Here is a 17,896-nt window from a genome sequence, read left to right on the forward strand (position 1 = left end):
ATGACCGGGACGGGGTGCCGGCAGGATTCAAACTGAGGAAGAACTATGTGGAAGTGGTTTCGGAACGGGAAGCTCGCATCGGCGCTTGGATTCCTGATCCTGATTGCATTGATCTGGCTGGTCGGCCCCTATGTCGGTCTGGCATCGCGCGACGCGAGATTCGCATGGATTTTCGGCGTCATGATGCTGTGGATCATCACCCTCATGGCAGGACGACTGCTGGCCGAGCGTGCGGGGGGCGTGCTGGAAAAGGTGCTGCGAGGACAGGCGGATGACGCCGTGATGGGGGCAAGTCCGGACAGCCGGGCGGAGGTGACACGCCTTCGTCAGCGCATGCTTGCGGCGATTGACACGCTGAAGACCTCGAAATTGGGCAAGGCACGGGGAAAAGCGGCATTGTACGAGTTGCCCTGGTACATGATCATCGGTCACCCGGCGGCAGGGAAAAGCAGTGCGATTCTTCACTCGGGGTTGAATTTCCCCTTCGGTGACAAGCGGGCCGTACAGGGCGTAGGCGGGACACGGGACTGCGACTGGTTTTTCTCCACTGACGGGGTGCTGCTCGATACGGCCGGCCGTTATGCCACACAGCGCGAAGACCGTGGCGAATGGCTCATGTTCCTCAAGCTGCTGAAAAAGTATCGCCGCAAGGCTCCGGTCAATGGGATTCTGGTCGCCATCAGCTTTCCCGAACTGGTGCAATTCCGATCGGAGCAATTTGCCCTATATGCCCGGCAGGTGCGCGAACGCATCAATGAAATCGACAACGCCTTCGGCATCAAGGTGCCGATCTACCTGGTATTCACGAAGATCGATCTGCTCGGGGGCTTCGCGCAGTTCTTCGAAGACCTTACCGAAGAGCAGCGCCATCAGGTGTGGGGAGCGACGCTGTCACACGATCAGGGGAGTGAGTTCGATGCCAGGCGCGCTGTATGCCAGCAATTTGACGAACTTTACCGCGGGCTCGTCCAGATAGGTAACGAAAAACTGGCGTTCAGCCGCGACAACGGGCCGCGCCCGGCATTGTTCGCTTTCCCGATCGAATTCAACGCGATGCGGGACGCAATCGGGAAGTTCGTGGAACTGCTTTTCCAGGATGATCCCTATCACAGCAAGCCGCTTCTTCGCGGTTTTTACTTCACGAGCGCGCTGCAGGTGGGGGCGCCCCGGATATCTGCAGGAACACGAGTCTCCCAACAATTCGACTTGTCGAAACCCGGTTTCGATGCGGCACATTTACCGTCGTCAAACAGCTTCTTCCTGAGAAGCCTGTTTCGAGAAGTGCTGTTTCCGGACCAGCACCTCATTTCCAGTCAGCTTAAAGGCGGCAACACCCGGATGCGCATTGCAGGCATTGCGGCGGGGCTCACAGTTCTTGCATTGCTCACATCCGGTTTGACATGGTCGTACATCGGAAATCAGAAACTGATTGCAAGTGCGGAGGAGGAACTCGTCGCAGCACGCGAGCTCGCGGTGACGGGTGAACTGATCGACAAGCTCAAGGGCTTGCAGATCCTGCAGCTACGCCTGGAACGGCTGTACGCTTACCGCAAGGATGGACACCCGTTCAGTCTTGGGATGAGCTTGTACCAAGGGCAGAAAATCGAGCGCGCATTACGCGCCGAATACTTCGATGGTGTGCACGCCATCATGCTCAGTCCTGTTGCGGCCAACCTTGAGAATACCTTGTCTGGCTTGGGTGCCGACTCCGCGCTCCGTTCGCTGCCGCCGAAAGTGATCGCGGACGACACGCAGACAAAGCAAGGTGGCAGCCAGCCTGGTTCAGTCAAAGGGAAAAAAAAGCGAGAACCGGAAACATCGTTGCCCGTCATTCCGATAGCGCATTCGGTTCAGCGGCAGATTGATGCGCCACCAGCATCGGCCGTATTTCGCGCCACTGCGGAGGGTTATTCCGATAGGTTTCAGGCGGCCAATTACCTCCGTGGGACAGCCTACCGGCCTGTCAAGGCACTTCGTGTTACGAGTCAAGGAACAGGTGTGTCTGCGGCAGTACGCGGACTAGCTACCCTTGGGGCGAGTGCAGCGCGCCCGGCGGCACCTGCGACGCTGGAGGAAGGTTACAACGCGCTCAAGACCTACCTGATGCTCGAGAACAAGGAGCGCATGGATGCGGCACATCTCTCAGACCAGATACCGAAATATTGGCGAGCCTGGCTGGAGGCGAATCGGGGAAAGGGCAACCTGGAGGAGATCAGCCGATTGGCTGAGCGGGTAGTCGCTTTCTATGTGTCGCAGGCCGCCGAACCGGATCTGCCGCTGATCGACAACCGTGTCGATCTGGTCGCAGCCAGCAGGGATGTCCTGCGCAGTGCCATGCACCGTCTTCCGGCCAAGGAGCGTGTCTACAACGAGCTCAAGGCGCGGGCCAATACCCAGTTTGCCCCAGTGACAGTCGGACGGATACTCAATAATCCCGCCACACCCGCGGTCGCTGGGAGTTACGCCGTTCCGGGCGCCTTTACCAGGGAGGCTTGGGACAAGTACTTCCGCACATCCATTGCAGAGGCAAGCAAAGGCGAGGTAAAAGGCGATGACTGGGTGCTTGCCGCCAGCACGGTCGACGATCTTGGCAAGGACGGCAACGTGGAACGGACACGCAGCGAACTAGAAGCCATGTATAAGGCTGAATTTGCACGGGAATGGAAGAAATTCCTGCAGGGCGTCGCAATCCAGGACTTTGGCAGCCTCGACATTGCGGCTCAGGCGCTCGGGCAACTGGCAGACACGCAAACCTCTGCAATCAAGCTGATCCTTGCGCGCGCAGCGAGCGAAACAGCCTGGGACAATCCCTCCCAGTTGAGCTCGTCCATTCAGTCCGCAAAGAGTTCTGTCGTTGAAAGAACAGAGAAACTTATCCTCGGCGGCACGGCAACATCTCCTATAACGACTGGAACCCCAAAATTCGGGGAGCTTGGAGGGCGTTATGCCGGGGTGGCAATCCTTGTTGCGCAACAGGATGCGGGACGCACGCCGCTCTCTGCGTATCTCGATGCACTGGCCAAGCTGAAATCCAGAATGTCGCAGATTGCCGCGAGCGGGGAGCCGGATTCTTCCGCACGCCAGCTGGTACAGGCAACGCTGGCCGGCAGTTCATCCGAGCTGGTCGACATCCTTGCGCTGGTGGATGGCACGCTGCTGGCCAACCAGAGCGAAGAGACCAGGGAAATAGTGCGTCCCCTGCTTGTGCGTCCGTTGGTTCAGGCCTTCTCCGTATTGATTCCGGCCGTGGAACGGGACATCAACCGTGCATGGCAGACCGAGGTTCTGCCACAGTGGCGCGGCCTGGCTAACAAGTATCCATTTGCCGACTCTACCAACGAAGCGGCTGTGGGCGATATTGCCAAATTCCTCAAGCCGGGTGAGGGCACGCTGCCAAAATTCATGGACAAGCACCTGGCAGGACTGGCAGTCAAGCGGGGTGATGCCTGGACTTCGAGGACATGGGCCAATATCGGCGTCGGATTCAACCCGTCATTCCTTACAGGAGTAACACGACTGTCGGCAATCGGGAGCAGTGTCCTGCAAGAGGGCGACAGCGCAAAGTTCGAGATGCAGCCGGTTCCTACCCCGGGATTGAGGGAGATTAACCTCGAAATCGACGGGCAACTGCTCACGTACCGGAATGGGCCGCAACCATGGACAGCGTTTACCTGGCCCAATCCCGGTAATTCGGGCGCACAGGCAGCGCGAATCCAGGCGGTGTCGTTTGCCGGCGTCGCCACGTCGGTGGCGAGTTTTAACGGGCGCCTGAGTCTGATGCGCTTGCTGGCGCAGGCCAGAATCGACAATCCCGCCAGTCCGACTGTCGTGCTGGAGTGGCGTTTCAGGAAAGATCGTCTTGCGGCCGAACAAGAGCTGGCCAGCGCAAGGCCGGACGCCGATACCGATCTCGTGCGCTTTAATTTCCGCATGGTGAACGGAACCAATCCATTGGCATTGTCAGGGTTGCGGCGCGCGACCCTCCCGGAAAAGATCACGAACTGAGGAGCGGCACGATGATGGTTTTACCTTTCAGGCGCGCCGACACGGGACTGGCCGCCACCTATGCGCTCTACGGGAAATTGCCCAACAGGGCTGACTTTGTGCGTGTGAACGCGAATCACGCGGCAGCCGCGGAGTTCGATGAGCTCATCCAGCGCACCTTTGAGCGTCTTGCGTGCCAGGAGCAATGGACGCAGTACTACGATGCGTCTTCCCCGGTCGAATTTCAGTACGTCTCACGTGACCAGAGGCACACTTTCCTCGGCGTGCTTTCGCCCAGCCGGGACCAGGCGGGACGACGTTACCCGCTTGTGGCGGGTGCCATCCTCCCGAGCGAATCCATCACCGGATATGCACATGTCGCACCCATCGCCTACGAGGTATTTTTTGACGGGCTGCGCGAGCAGGTCGCGAGTGCGGTCGAAAACTCTGTAGAAGCACTCTCCTGCCGCCAGTTTCTCGAGTCGCAATTACGGGCAAACGACACGGCTGCCGCCGACCTCGAACTGGCCCAAGGCGTGGTGGCGAGATTCATGCAGCGTACGCCGGTTAAAGCATTGAGTGACTTGCTCGCGGTGCACACATGGCCTGCCGCGATGGAACAGGCGCTCTTGAACATGGCCTTCTATCGAGCCTTCCTGCGCCGCTTCGACACTCCCGCGACCAATCAAATCATCCAGCTTCCATTGCCAGCAGGCAAGGGAGAGCGGGCGCTGGTTGCGAGCGCATGGCTGTCGATACTGGATGCGTTGTGGCGTGGATCTCGCGGCAGCGATCCGTGGCGGGGCAATTTCGTTGTACTCGAATCTGCGCCCGGCCATTACGCGCTCGCGGCAGCATTCGGAAAGGTGCAGGAGCGGTTCGCCGCGATCATGCTCGGCGGTGCCCATGATGCATCCTGCCGCCTTGAGCTTTCGCGAGAGCAGGAGGCATGGACAAACCATCGCCTTTACGCCGAAGTGTCCTACGCACTTGGGCGAATCCTTGGGGAGCCGGGGATTTCCCTGCGGGCGCTATGCGACTTCCTTGCCGATATAGGACGAAAGCTTGAAGAGGGAACATGAGGGCAGGGTGTGCGGTAAGCGAGATCGATTAATCAAACTGAGAGGAATGTGAACCATGGCAAAGGAAAGTACACAGAAAAAGTTGTCCCGCGTGCGGCCGCCGCGCGTCCAGATTACCTACGACGTTGAAGTCGGCGACGCCATCGAGACGAAGGAGCTGCCTTTTGTTCTCGGTGTCCTCGGGGATTACAGCGGGCATCCGAAGGAGGCCTTGCCGAAGCTGAAGGAACGCAAGTTCGTGGATGTCGACCGCGACAACTTCGACGATGTGCTCAAAGGGATTGAGCCGCGGCTTCAGCTGCGTGTGGACAACCGGCTCAAGAAGGACGATACCCAGATGGGCGTCGAACTCAAGTTCGAGAAGATGGAGGACTTCGAGCCGCAACGTGTCGTCAGCCAGGTGGAACCGTTGAGGAAGATGCTGGAAGTACGCACGCGGCTGTCCGACCTGAGAAACAAGATCACCGGCAACGACCGTCTGGAAGAATTGCTCGACGAGATTGTCCGAGATACCGAAAAGCTCAAGGAAATCAGCTCGACCCGTCAAAAGGCCAAGGAGGAATGATCATGAGCGAACTCGCACAAGTAACTGAAACTGCCGGCGTAGCAGAAGCGCCGGCCGGCCTGCTGGATTTTATCGTCGAGAACAGCAGGGTTGCCGCAAACGCGAACGAAAAGGCGACCGCCCGTGACCAGATTGCAGAGCTCGTCGATGAAGTGCTGGCGGGGACTGTCACGCTCTCTCGCGACCTTGCGGCAAGCATCGATGCACGTATTGCGGAACTGGACCAGCTGCTTTCGGACCAGGTCAATGCCATCATGCATCATCCCGATTTCCAGAAGCTGGAGGCATCCTGGCGCGGCCTGAAGTATCTCGTCATGCAATCCGAAACCAGCCCGATGCTCAAGATCAGGATGATGAACGCGTCGAAAAAGGACTTGGTCAAGGACTTCAAATCCGCTCCGGAATTCGACCAGAGCGCATTGTTCAAGAAGATCTACGAGGAAGAATACGGAACCTTCGGTGGAGCGCCTTACGCTGCCCTGATCGGCGATTATGAATTCTCGCGCCATCCTGAAGATTTCTACTTGCTGGACGAATTGTCACACGTGGCTGCATCGGGGCATGCACCCCTGATCTCCGCCGCGGCCCCTGGCTTGTTCGGGCTTGAAAGCTTCAGCGATATCGGAAAACCGCGCGACCTGTCGAAGATTTTCGACACGGTGGAGTACGCGAAATGGAAGTCCTTCCGCGAGTCGGAGGATTCGCGCTATGTCGGGCTTGTCCTTCCGCATGTACTGGGCCGCCTTCCATATGGAAAGGATACGGTGCCGCTCGAGGATTTCAATTTCGAGGAGGATGTCGACGGCACCAACCATGACAAGTACCTGTGGACCAACGCCGCATATGCGTTCGGCGCGCGGCTTACCGATGCGTTCGCAAAATACGGCTGGCTCGCCGCAATTCGCGGCGTTGAAGGTGGAGGCCTTGTAGAAGGCTTGCCCACGCATACGTTCAAGACGGACGATGGCGAGATTGCGCTGAAGTGCCCGACGGAGGTCGCCATCACCGATCGCACCGAAAAGCTGCTCTCCGACCTCGGCTTCCTGTCGCTTGTCCACTGCAAGAATACCGACTATGCCGCATTCTTCGGCGGTCAGTCGGTACAAAAGGCGAAAACCTACAACACGGATGCCGCCAATGCGAATGCGAGGCTTTCTGCGCAGTTGCCCTACATTTTTGCCGCATCCCGTATTGCGCACTACATGAAGTCGATCATGCGCGACAAGATCGGCAGCTTTGCCTCGCGCGAGAACGTGCAGCAATTCCTCAACACCTGGCTGGCGCAATACGTGTTGCTGGACGACTCCGCATCGCAGGAAGCCAAGGCGAAATATCCGCTGCGCGAAGCACGGGTCGACGTCGTCGAAGTGCCTGGCAAACCTGGTGTTTACCGTGCGGCGGCTTTCCTCCGTCCGCATTTTCAGCTCGACGAACTGACAATTTCATTGCGGCTGGTCGCAGAACTTCCCAAGAACGCGCGCTGATTATTGATGGATCCTCCCTTGCATATATGAGGGAGGATCAGGTTCGCACAAAATATTGCAAAAAATGCAATTTCGGGATTGGGTACGGTAGAACAAGCAGATTTATCAACAGACTTCCAATCGAGGCAAAGCCACGGGAAGGAAGTCAACTTTCATGGGAGAAGAAATGGCATTTGACGCCTTTATCAAGATTGACGGCATCCCGGGCGAGTCGACCGACGACAAGCACAAGGATTGGATCGAAGTGATCGCTTTCGAACACAAGATCGAGCAGCCTGCCTCCAGCACGGCAAGTTCTGTCGGTGGAGCGACGGCGGAGCGCGTCAACCACGGCGCGTTCAACTTTGTCCACCTGCTCGACAAGGCCAGCCCGAAGCTGTACGAGGCATGCTGCACCGGCAAGCACATCAAGGAAGTGACCGTCGAGTTCTGCCGTGCGGGCGGCGACAAGGTCAAGTACATGGAGATCAAGATGGAGCAGGTACTGGTTTCCAAAGTCGAGGAATCCGGTGCATCGACCGGCGATTCCGGCTTCCCGAACGAGAAGATTGCCCTCTCGTACGGCAAGATCAAGTGGACCTACACCCAGCAGAAGCGTGAAGACGGTTCCGGCGGAGGTAATGTCAGCGCAGGTTGGGATCTGACGGCGAACAAGACAATCGCCTGACGCGATTCGCACCTATGCTTTGACGCACGCCTGCGGCAATGAGTGGCCGCAGGCGTGGCTCAGACACACAACCCATTCCAATGAGACAGCACAACAAACATGGACGTGATGTCTGACACACGGTGGCTGCCAGGACCAGGCGGCAGACTCATGAACTAGGAAGATGAAAATGACAGTATCGAAAACTTTGATGAAAGTCCTTAATGTATTTGCCGTCGTCTCGGTGGTGATGGTTTCCGGATGCGCACAACAGCAGACTATTGCCGACACCGAACAACCTCAGGTGGCAAAGGAGGAGAAGGCGAAGGCGAAAACAGTCGAGAAGACAGGGGTAGTACAGGCTGCAGCGACGGAAGAGATCGTTCCCGATTATGCCAGCATGAATCCCGTACCCATCGCCTTCGACAAGATGAGCATCAAGCTGCGGGATGCCGACAAGCAGATCCTGGTCAAGATCAAGGATCGCGCGCAAAAAGCGAAGCGCCTGATCATCACCGGCTATTGCGACCGTAAACAGGTCGGCAATTCCAAGGATGCGGCGATCGCCCGCGCGGTCGCGGTCAAGCAAGAGCTGGTGCGTCTTGGCGTAAAGCCGGGAACGGTCAGGATCAAGCATGTCACCAATGTGGCGAACAAGCATGCGGCGGAAATCGAACTCGTCACTGCGACCTGATGCCAATCCGGACTGCATTGACTACCGTTGAACGGGGCGAATGCAGGCTCTGGCGCGTTCACGCCTGAACGCGCCCATGTCATTCGGAACAGCTGGCATATCGGTGACCCTGCCGAGAAGTACTGCCGCCCAATAGACCATCCTGAACATGAACACTGATCTGAAGGCGCTCGTCGCCAAACTGACACCCGCTGCACGACGCGCCATGGAATCGGCGGCAAACGTTGCCTTGTCCCGTACGCACCACGAAGTCGATATCGAACATGTCTTGCTCGAGTTGCTCGACAAATCCGATACGGACATGGCGGCGATTCTGCATGCGTACGGGGTCGACAAGGGCAATCTGCAAGCCGACCTGCAAGCCAGTCTTTCGCAGTTCAGGACGGGGAATACGCGCAATCCCGTGTTGTCGCAAAACATTCCGCAATGGCTGGAATCGGCGTGGATGAGCGCCAGCGTCAGTTTCGGCGCGCAGCATATCCGGAGCGGCTACCTGTTGCTGGCGCTCGTTGCGGATGAGCGGATAGCACGGATCGTTAACGGCGCATGCCGTGCGCTGCTATGCATTCCACCCGCCGACCTCCGGGAAAACCTTCCTCAGATTCTGAGAGTGTCGAGGGAAGCGGGAGACACGGCGGGCGCGGCGAGCGTCCGGACCGCCGGTGACGGACAAAGCCTCTCTGCGGAGGCTGCGCGTGCTTCCGGCTTCCCCGCCCTCGAAAAGTACACCATCGATCTGACTGCCCAGGCGAAAGCAGGCAAGATCGATCCCGTGCTGGGTCGGGATCCGGAAGTGCGCCAGATGATCGATATCCTCCTGCGCCGCCGCCAGAACAACCCCATCCTGACAGGCGAGCCGGGCGTTGGAAAGACGGCAGTTGTCGAGGGGCTTGCACTGCGGATTGTGGAGGAGGATGTGCCGCCGGTGCTGAAGAACGTCAGGATACGGACGCTCGACCTCGGGCTGCTGCAGGCCGGCGCCAGCGTGAAGGGCGAATTCGAAAGCCGCTTGCGTTCTGTCATTGATGAGGTCAAGGCCAGCCTGACGCCGGTCATTCTCTTCATTGACGAGGCGCATACGATCATCGGCGCTGGCGGACAGGCGGGGCAGAATGACGCTGCGAATCTGTTGAAGCCGGCGCTCGCGCGCGGCGAACTGCGGACTATCGCTGCCACCACCTGGGCGGAATACAAGAAATACTTCGAGAAGGATGCGGCGCTTGCCCGTCGCTTCCAGGTTGTGAAGGTGGAGGAACCACCGGAAGAGGCTGCGATCCAGATGGTGCGCGGCATTGCGGCCGCGATGGAAAAGCATCACAACGTGTGCATCCTGGACGAGGCGGTTGTCGATGCGGTCCGGATGTCGAGCCGTTATCTGGCCGGCCGCCAGCTTCCCGACAAAGCCATCAGCGTTCTCGACACGGCATGTGCCCGCGTTGCGCTCTCGCGTGCCAGCAAACCGTCGGCGATCACGGATCTCGTGAGGATGATCGAAAACCTCGAGCGCGAGGATGCGGCACTGAGGAAAGAGCAGGATCCGTTGCATGCCAAGCGGCTTGAGGAAATCCGTCTGCGTCGCCTGGAGCTCGACGCGGACCTGGCGAAACAGCAGGCGGCGTTTGATGTGCAGTTGGACCTCGTACGAAACATCGGAGACTTGCGCAAGCAGGTCGAAGAAGCAAGCGCAGGGGATTCTGGCGTACCTATCCCGTCATCGAAGAGCGGTGGACGGAAGAAAAGCAATCCCGGTGTCTCCGCAGCGGATGCGCTGCATCAACAGCTCCGGGAGGCTCGGCAGAAACTGCACGACCTGCACCAAGCGCAGCCTTTGATCTACGACTGCGTCGACAGCGCCGCCGTCGCCGAGATCATCTCCGGCTGGACCGGAATTCCGCTCGGCCGCATGGTCGCGAATGAGATCGATGTTGTACGCCATCTGAAGGCGCTGCTGGAAGAGCGCGTGGTCGGCCAGGGCCATGCGCTGGAGCTGATTGCGCAGCGTGTGCAGATTGCGAAAGCCAGCCTGGAAGACCCGGGCAAGCCGAAGGCCGTGTTCCTGCTGGTCGGCCCGTCGGGTGTCGGCAAGACGGAAACCGCCCTTGCACTGGCCGATACGCTCTATGGCGGCGAGAAGAACCTGGTGACGATCAATATGTCCGAGTACCAGGAAGCGCATTCCGTATCGGGTCTGAAAGGATCGCCTCCCGGTTATGTGGGCTACGGCGAGGGTGGCGTGCTGACGGAAGCGGTTCGCAGGAAACCGTATTCCGTCGTGCTGCTGGATGAAGTCGAGAAGGCGCATCCGGATGTGCTGGAGCTCTTTTTCCAGGTATTCGACAAGGGTGTGCTCGAAGACGCCGAGGGCCGGGAGGTCGATTTCCGCAACACGATCATCATATTGACCTCCAACGTCGGTACCGACCTCATCATGAAAGCCGTCGAGCATGGCGTGCGCGTGGATGGAAAGACGCGGCAGCCCACCCCCGAGGATTTGCATGAGCTGTTGCGGAAGGATCTGCAGGAAACGTTCAAGCCAGCCTTCCTTGGTCGGCTGTCGGTAGTGCCTTACTATCCGATTTCCGACGAGGTGATGCGCTCGATTGTCGATCTCAAGCTGAATAAGGTGGGACAGCGTCTTCTGCGCAATCATGGTGCAACACTGCGTTACGACAAATCCTTGCTGGATCTGATCGTTTCCCGCTGCATCGAAGTCGACAGCGGGGCACGCGATGCGGATGCCATCATTTCACGTGCCGTGCTTGCGGAAATATCGGGAGAGGTCCTGGCAAGAATGGCGGCAGGCAAGGCCGTGCAGTCTGTTTCGCTAAAGGTCAAGAAGGACAGGCTGACGGCAGTGGTCGAATAGAAGAATGCAGACGGCGGATGGGTTTCCCCGCCGTCCGTGTCCGTGTGCTACTTCGCCAGCTTCTGGAAGTAGTACGTGCCGGCGCCGAATTTTTCCGGAGCCCGGTATTCCAGGACGTCGGTTTTCCGGAAGCTTACCGGCTGGGTAAAGGCGGGGCCGTCGTACACGAACGTATGAAACTCCCCGTTTTCTCCGCAGGCATCCACGCCGGCAGGGAGGTCGGCCAGGAAGGCTTCGTCAAACTCGCGCCCAGCGAACTCCTGTCCCAGGTATTTCCCGTTCACGCATACCACCACTGCCTTGAAACCGAGGGCCAGGAATTCATCCACCAGCTTGCGCCGCGGTTCGTCCCATAGGGGAAGGACGGGCGTGATCTCCGCCTTTGCGCACACCTTCTCTTCCCATTCACGGTGCGGCATGAGGTCGATGTCGCCGAAGACCGCATGACGGATGCCGGCCGCGAGCGCGTCGCGCAATGTGGCGATGAAACGCTCTTCGTAATTACCCCAGGAAGTCTTGTAAAAGCGCAGCTCCGCGCCAAGCGCATCGGCTTGCGCCTGGATCAGCTCCGGAGGAACGCCGTGCGAGCGCGAACTCTCGCCGCTCTCATCCATCGCCGTGATCAGGCGGCGGATCTGCATGCCGGATTGGCGGGCGCGCCACATGGCGAGGCAGGAATCCTTGCCGCCGCTCCAGGAGACGAGGGCCGGGGTTTGGTCGTATTGGTTCATGGTGCCGTCCGAGTTGAGATTGAATGGCGCCGCGTGCGATGCGGCGACGGGATTATCTCAGACTCGTGGACGGCGAAGTAGTGTCCCTGCCCGGGATGGCGGATCGCGGACAGGGACAGGAGGCGCGTCAGGCGGCTGCGCGGACTTCCTCGTTGGCGGCGACGGACGCTACCTTGCGGCGGGTCCGCGCGGGCAGGCGGCGCAGTGAGCGCAGTGCGGCGACATCATGCAGGATCACATTGCGCAGTTCGACCGAGATCAGTCCGGCCGTCGCGAAGGCGGACAAGGTACGGCTGATGGTTTCCAGCGTGAGGCCGAGATAGTTGCCGATTTCTTCGCGGGTCATGCGCAGGTTGAATTGCTTGCCGGAATAGCCCATCTCTTCGAAGCGGCTGGACATGAAGGCGAGGAAGCGGGCGACGCGGGCTTCCGCGCCGAGCGAGCCGAGGGCGCTGATCAGGGATTGTTCGCGCGCGAGTTCACGGCCCATGACGCCGTAGAACGCGACTTCGAGGTCGGGCTGGCTGCGGCCGAGCGTGGTCAGGGTCTTGAACGGAATCAGGATGACTTCGCAGGGGGACAAGGCCACGGCTTCCGTCTGGTGGACACCGCCATGGATGGCGTCGACACCGAGCAGGTCGCCCTTCATCGGAAAGGCAACGACCTGTTCGTGGCCGGCATCATCGATCAGCACGGACTTGAGGAAGCCGGAGTACACGACATACAGCGTGTCGAAGGGCTGGCCGATCGTGTAGATGCGCTGGCCTGCCTTGTACTGGACGTGCTGGAACTGGCAGTCGCCGTCTTTCACGAAGGCGGGGATGCCGAGCAGCCTGGCGACTTCGGTCAGGCTGGACCAGAGTTTGGCGTGGCGTCCGGGCAGGCTGCTTCCGTGCTGGGCCGCAGAGATCGTTTGGCCATAGGCGGCTTGGGAGGTTTTGTTGGTGATTAACATATTGTCTTGCTCCTCTGAGATTTGATTATGCGAATCGCGGCGGGTGAATCGGTGCATCAATCTTGTCGAGAACAATTATCAATATGTGGAACCTTTGACAGTATCGGACAGCGGATGAAAAAACGTGTAAGTCAATCGATACAAAATCTCGGATTATTCCTATTGATGAGTAGAAAGTTGATAGCGAAAAGTAATGCGCCGCTGCATGCTTTCAGAGGGAAAACGGACTTGCTGCAGCGTGTCGGAAAATTCAGGCAGCGAAGCAGAGAGGTATTGCACACTGCGATGCTGTGGTGTGCATCGCAGTGCCAATGATTGATGAGGATTAAACGCGTTACGGTTTCTTACATGTTGCGGTTCTTGCACGCTTCGACTAGTGCTCTGCGCACTACCTGACAGTGGCGGAACTGCCGAGTTACTTAGTATGCCGTTGCAAAGCTTGTGGAACGCAGTCACGATGTTGTGGGGCACCTGTCACCGGCTGCGGAGCAGTTCATTCAACTGCTTCACGACAGGAACATGGTTGATTGATCAGAAAATCGAGAGAGGCGACAAGTTTGCAGCCAGCATCTTCACGTACTGGTCCTCCACTTGCCCGTCGCTGTCAGCTAGCGCGCCACCCGGCTCGAGAGCGTGCGCACCAGCTCCGCCTTGCTATGCACGCCGAGCTTCTGGTAGATCTGGGCAATCTGATTTCGAACCGTGTTGGGCGACACGTTCAGACGTAAAGCGATTTCTTTGTGCTGCAATCCTTTCGAAAAATGATCGGCCACCGCGCGTTCGGACGGGGACAGCATATCGACCAGCGGCGTGCGCCGCGCGACGCATGCGAGATATCCATACTTTGCGGTGACCGATATCTCGATTCTCTTCCCGCGAAAAACGCCTTGGGCAACGAGAATTCCCAAGGCATCGGAAGGAAGACCGCGGCCATTGAAGCTGGGCCATTCGAGTCGCAACAACTCGGCCATTGCATCATTCATGACGTCGATCATTCCACGTGAATTGACGAGGGCGAGCGCCCTTGTCTGTCCATGCGGGTCGATCAATCTCAGCGCCCTCTGCAAATTGACTCGCGTGGCCTGCAGCACATGGGGCCACAGAACGTGCATCAGCATCACGTCGGCGTTGTCGAACTGCGGCCCGGTGGAACGGTACAACGCAAGACCGAGCGCACTGGTCTCTGCGGTTGGCTTCTGGCCTTTCAACAGCAGATTGCGTATGTCGTGCCGTTGCGCCAGGGCGGCGAGCTGCTCCAGTCCCTCCAGTGCATACACCTCGGCGCAGTCGCATGCGAGCGGTTGCTCTATACCGTCCAAGAAGGCTCTTGCGATGGGGTCGGCTCCCAGCACTTCGGAGTATTCCTGCAGTAGATTTTTGTCGCGGTTGTAGATGTAAGCCTGTTCGATGACTAGTCCCTGAGAGGCATCGGCAGCAATTGCAACGTTTCCGAACATCGCACCGTCAAATTCGATCAGCTTCTGGATCATTCTGAGCGCTTCGGCAGGAAAATCGTCTGGAGTTGTATGTTCGGCTATCTCGTACAGGCCAATGAGTGCATTAGAGAAGGCTTCCAACGGCATGTTTTTACCTGCTTTTCTTATTCAGTGAAGGGTAAATTACTCAAACCGTTCAACAACAATCACTTGTAACTAATCGTATCTTCTACGGTGCCCTCCAGGCATTGATTTTCCACAGAACCAAGAGGTCAAACCATTGAATGAAGAGGAGTGGTGTTGTCGGATATCGACACGGCCGGATCGAACCGCCGGAATTGGATGGGTCAGCTGTCGACCGGGCAAGTCTCCGCGCGGAGACTTACCACCTGTAAATAAATTTTCGGAAGGCCTGACAGAAAACGATGTGCGCATGCGCCGGTCAACCTGAGCCTGACGCTTGTGTATCGCATATGGCCGGTCGCCGGAAACCGGCGACCTCCAGCGTGCAACAGATCAGGACGCAGTCCGGTAACGGATGGTGACGACCTGCGACGATTCGATTCCGGACGGCGTCGTTAGCACAAGTGCAAGGCTGCCTTCCACAATCCGCGTGCCGGTCGTACTGCAATTCGAGGTCGGCGTCACCCGCACCTGGTGCACCGTTCCGCCTGTGAGGCTGAACGGATACTTGACGGTGTCGTTGACGATCGTCCCAGACACGTTGAGCGGGCCGAGAATGGTCAATTTCGATCCTTCAGGCATCACATTGCCATTGACGTCGGCGATATTAAACGTGATGGAGCGCGTGTCGCAACTGGTGGTCGCGTCAATATCGAAAGCGCCCGTGAAACGAGCGACTGCTCCACTGAACCCGAGTTGAATGTCTTTCGTGATCACTTGGCCGTTGAGCTGCAACATGGCGTTTATCGTGGCGATGCCCCCTGGCGGCATCGGGTTGGCAGGAACCACTCTGACTGAACAGGAGCCATTGATCGTCGTGCATCTCGCACTATCAGTCGCCTGGCCTTTCGTATCGCTGCCGACGATGTAACCGCCATTGCTCGTAAAAGCGATTGCAACGCCATCGGTAATGCCGCCGCCCTGCAGGTCTGCAAGACGAACCGTCAGAACTGCCGGCTCGCCGACCACGTTGATGCTTTCGAGGAGGAACTTGCTCGTCGTAAGGCTGATTCCTTCCGGATTAAGCAACGTGTTCGTCACAGTGATCTGATCGGAGATTGCTGTGATAGGGCGGCGGTTGCCATCAAGTAAAGGATTGTCCGCCTCGTCGACAACGGTAATTCTTACCGCCGCAACGGTGACGGTATTGCCAGCGTTGACGACAGCAGTCACTTCGCCATTCTGTCCCGTCACACCGGTGTTTCTGGCAAACGTGAGATCTGCATTCGCGGGCTGAAAACTGAACCTGACTTTCTGATTCACGATCGGCTGACCGTTACGGCCGACAACCCTGAACTTGACCTGCGCAGTTTGCACCCTCCCAGTTCCGATCGTGTTCTTCATAAGGATCGATTTGTCAGCCGGATCGATAGAGACGAGCAGAACACTTGCAGCTGTGTCTTGCACGGCTGCGCCCACTTTGAAGTTGGCACTGCCGGAGACGGAGACGGCAGTGCTTGCCCCTGCGGGCGTAAAGCTCGACGTAGCGCTGACGGTTCCGGCACCCGCAGCCGAAGGTGAGGCTGAATACACCTGGGTAGTCGCGATTCCGTTTGCGTCGCTCATGGAGGATGCACTGCCGATAGTCGCCAATGCGGCATCCGTAGTGAATCGCACCACAGACCCTGCAACGGGAGTGCCGGACGCATCAACAAGTCGAGCTCTTGCCGTCAATGGTCCGGTGCTGCCCAGCAGATTTGCTGGATTGCCGTTTGCATCCTGCAGCACAAGCGTCAGGCTTGCCTTTGTCACGGGCGTAGCCGAGCCGATACTATTTGCCGGCAGCGCGCCGCATGCGCTCAATGCCGTTGTCAGGCACGCTGTCGGTACTTGCAACTGGCTGCTGCCATCTCCCCCCCCTCCGCATGCGGCGAGAATCAATCCAGCCAAACCAACGAAGGCCCTGCGCAGTGTGATTGCTTTTGTTTTCACGATCGCATCCAAATTTGAGTTGTAATAAACAAGCACTATTCGTTACCTCAACCGATGACGCTGTCGACGTCAGCAGTCGACGAAGCCAGGGGGAGTTTCATGCAAGTGTCCTGAATCACCATCTGCGGCGGACGACTTCACCGCCGTCAACGGGAATCGACATAGCTTGCTGTCCGCCAATGATTCCGGTCGGGATTCCGCATTGCCTCACTGCCTGCGACATCGCGACCCAACACCAGGCGCACGTCTGCGGGCCCAGTACGGCCTGCGCTTATTTCAACCATCGGTCCCAAATCGTTCGCGAGAATGCGCGCGGCATGTTCGTAGCCATGTCGGTACTCAATGCGTGTCGACTGCACCCTGAAATGCTTCTGGTTGGTCAGGCGCACGACCTTGAATGCCTCGCCATCAATAGCCTTTCCAAGCAACCTGGCCATGCCGTTAATGCCATTCCCATTGCTGATTTCGAGGCGTGTCGGAGATGTTCTGCCATCAGCCGCGTAAGTAACGGCACTCGTGTGTGCGGGCTTGCCGGTGATCGATCCGCTATCGCGCTGCCTATCGGCTCTCTCCCTTGTGACAAGGTTGATCGTTTCCCTTTTTTCCACCTGTCTCACTTCATAGACGGCGGGACCAATTTTCGTGACTTCTGTACGGACAGCCCCTTCGCCTTCCGCAGTCTGCACCACCATGTCTTCGGCGCCTGGTGCTTTGTCAGTCAACACGTGCTGCAATAGAGCGGGCTTACCCCGACCGGATGGCGTTACAGGTATTGGGCCTTCTTTCGGTCGCTCCATCTTGCCCAGTGCCGCCGCGCGTGCATTGGAGAACGCCCGTTGCGCTCGTTCGGCATTGCCCAGCTTTTCCATGGCGCTGCCGAGGTTTCGCCATGCGCGGGCATTGTTCGGATCAAGCGAAACTGCCTTTTCCAGGAAAGTCACGGCAGCGCCGTAATCGCCGTTAAGGATGTGGACATATCCCAGGTTGCTGAATAAATGATCCGATCCTGGATTGTTCTCAATGAGCTTTTGCAAGATTTCCGATGCCTGCTGAAACTTCCCGGACTCTGCATACAGGACCGCCAGTGCATTGGACGTGGGCACATGGGCGGCGTCCAGCCGCAGCGCTTCCTCATAAGCCTTGCGGGCATCGTCGAGCCGGCTGCCGCCGTGGTGATAACGTCCCAAGGCATAGTAGCCATCGGCCGATTCGAAGGAATGCCTGACATTCATTGTCGGCACAATTGTTGTGTCGGACACCTTTTGATTCACCGTACAGCCAAGCAAGGCGGCGGCACCGCACATCGAGCCCATCAGCTTGATCGAAGATTTCATTCAC

General features: G+C 58.2%; 12 protein-coding genes. 7 read left to right on the plus strand and 5 right to left on the minus strand.

The genetic code is table 11. The features are described 5' to 3' along the window. Positions 1-45 precede the first annotated feature (45 nt). The 7 genes from tssM to tssH all read left to right on the plus strand — a co-directional run bounded on the left by tssM (position 46) and on the right by tssH (position 11,321). On the plus strand, positions 46-4,005 hold the full coding sequence (gene tssM / locus AC3WOY_RS15890) for a type VI secretion system membrane subunit TssM (protein WP_492425472.1): 3,960 nt from the start codon (positions 46-48) through the stop codon (positions 4,003-4,005). Positions 4,006-4,016: 11 nt separating this feature from the next. Continuing rightward, complete coding sequence (gene tagF, locus AC3WOY_RS15895) at positions 4,017-5,066, plus strand: type VI secretion system-associated protein TagF (protein ID WP_492425474.1); 1,050 nt, start codon at positions 4,017-4,019, stop codon at positions 5,064-5,066. A 55-nt stretch (positions 5,067-5,121) separates the two neighbouring features. Then, complete coding sequence (gene tssB, locus AC3WOY_RS15900) at positions 5,122-5,631, plus strand: type VI secretion system contractile sheath small subunit (protein ID WP_492425476.1); 510 nt, start codon at positions 5,122-5,124, stop codon at positions 5,629-5,631. A gap of 2 nt (positions 5,632-5,633) precedes the next feature. Beyond that, a complete protein-coding gene (tssC, locus tag AC3WOY_RS15905) occupies positions 5,634-7,115 on the plus strand; it encodes a type VI secretion system contractile sheath large subunit (RefSeq protein ID WP_492425478.1) in 1,482 nt (493 codons plus the stop codon). Between the two features lie 166 nt (positions 7,116-7,281). After that, positions 7,282-7,782, plus strand: coding sequence for an Hcp family type VI secretion system effector (locus tag AC3WOY_RS15910; RefSeq protein ID WP_492425480.1), 501 nt, complete (start codon positions 7,282-7,284; stop codon positions 7,780-7,782). Positions 7,783-7,972: 190 nt separating this feature from the next. Then, positions 7,973-8,455, plus strand: coding sequence for an OmpA family protein (locus tag AC3WOY_RS15915; RefSeq protein ID WP_492425482.1), 483 nt, complete (start codon positions 7,973-7,975; stop codon positions 8,453-8,455). A 148-nt stretch (positions 8,456-8,603) separates the two neighbouring features. Next, on the plus strand, positions 8,604-11,321 hold the full coding sequence (gene tssH / locus AC3WOY_RS15920; RefSeq protein WP_492425484.1) for a type VI secretion system ATPase TssH: 2,718 nt from the start codon (positions 8,604-8,606) through the stop codon (positions 11,319-11,321). Positions 11,322-11,368: 47 nt separating this feature from the next. Here the strand turns inward: tssH and AC3WOY_RS15925 are convergent, their stop codons facing one another. The 5 genes from AC3WOY_RS15925 to AC3WOY_RS15945 form a co-directional block, all read right to left on the minus strand. Continuing rightward, entirely contained in the window at positions 11,369-12,052 is a 684-nt protein-coding gene (locus AC3WOY_RS15925; protein ID WP_492425486.1) for a Dph6-related ATP pyrophosphatase, read from the minus strand. A 127-nt stretch (positions 12,053-12,179) separates the two neighbouring features. Beyond that, a complete protein-coding gene (locus tag AC3WOY_RS15930) occupies positions 12,180-13,007 on the minus strand; it encodes a helix-turn-helix domain-containing protein (protein ID WP_492425488.1) in 828 nt (275 codons plus the stop codon). 608 nt (positions 13,008-13,615) lie between these two features. Continuing rightward, complete coding sequence (locus AC3WOY_RS15935; RefSeq protein ID WP_492425490.1) at positions 13,616-14,590, minus strand: helix-turn-helix transcriptional regulator; 975 nt, start codon at positions 14,588-14,590, stop codon at positions 13,616-13,618. A gap of 369 nt (positions 14,591-14,959) precedes the next feature. Next, a complete protein-coding gene (locus tag AC3WOY_RS15940; RefSeq protein WP_492425492.1) occupies positions 14,960-16,594 on the minus strand; it encodes an Ig-like domain-containing protein in 1,635 nt (544 codons plus the stop codon). Positions 16,595-16,704: 110 nt separating this feature from the next. Continuing rightward, on the minus strand, positions 16,705-17,892 hold the full coding sequence (locus AC3WOY_RS15945; protein WP_492425494.1) for a LytR C-terminal domain-containing protein: 1,188 nt from the start codon (positions 17,890-17,892) through the stop codon (positions 16,705-16,707). Positions 17,893-17,896 lie beyond the last annotated feature (4 nt).

This window comes from Noviherbaspirillum sp. FW303-A3, assembly GCF_058788695.1.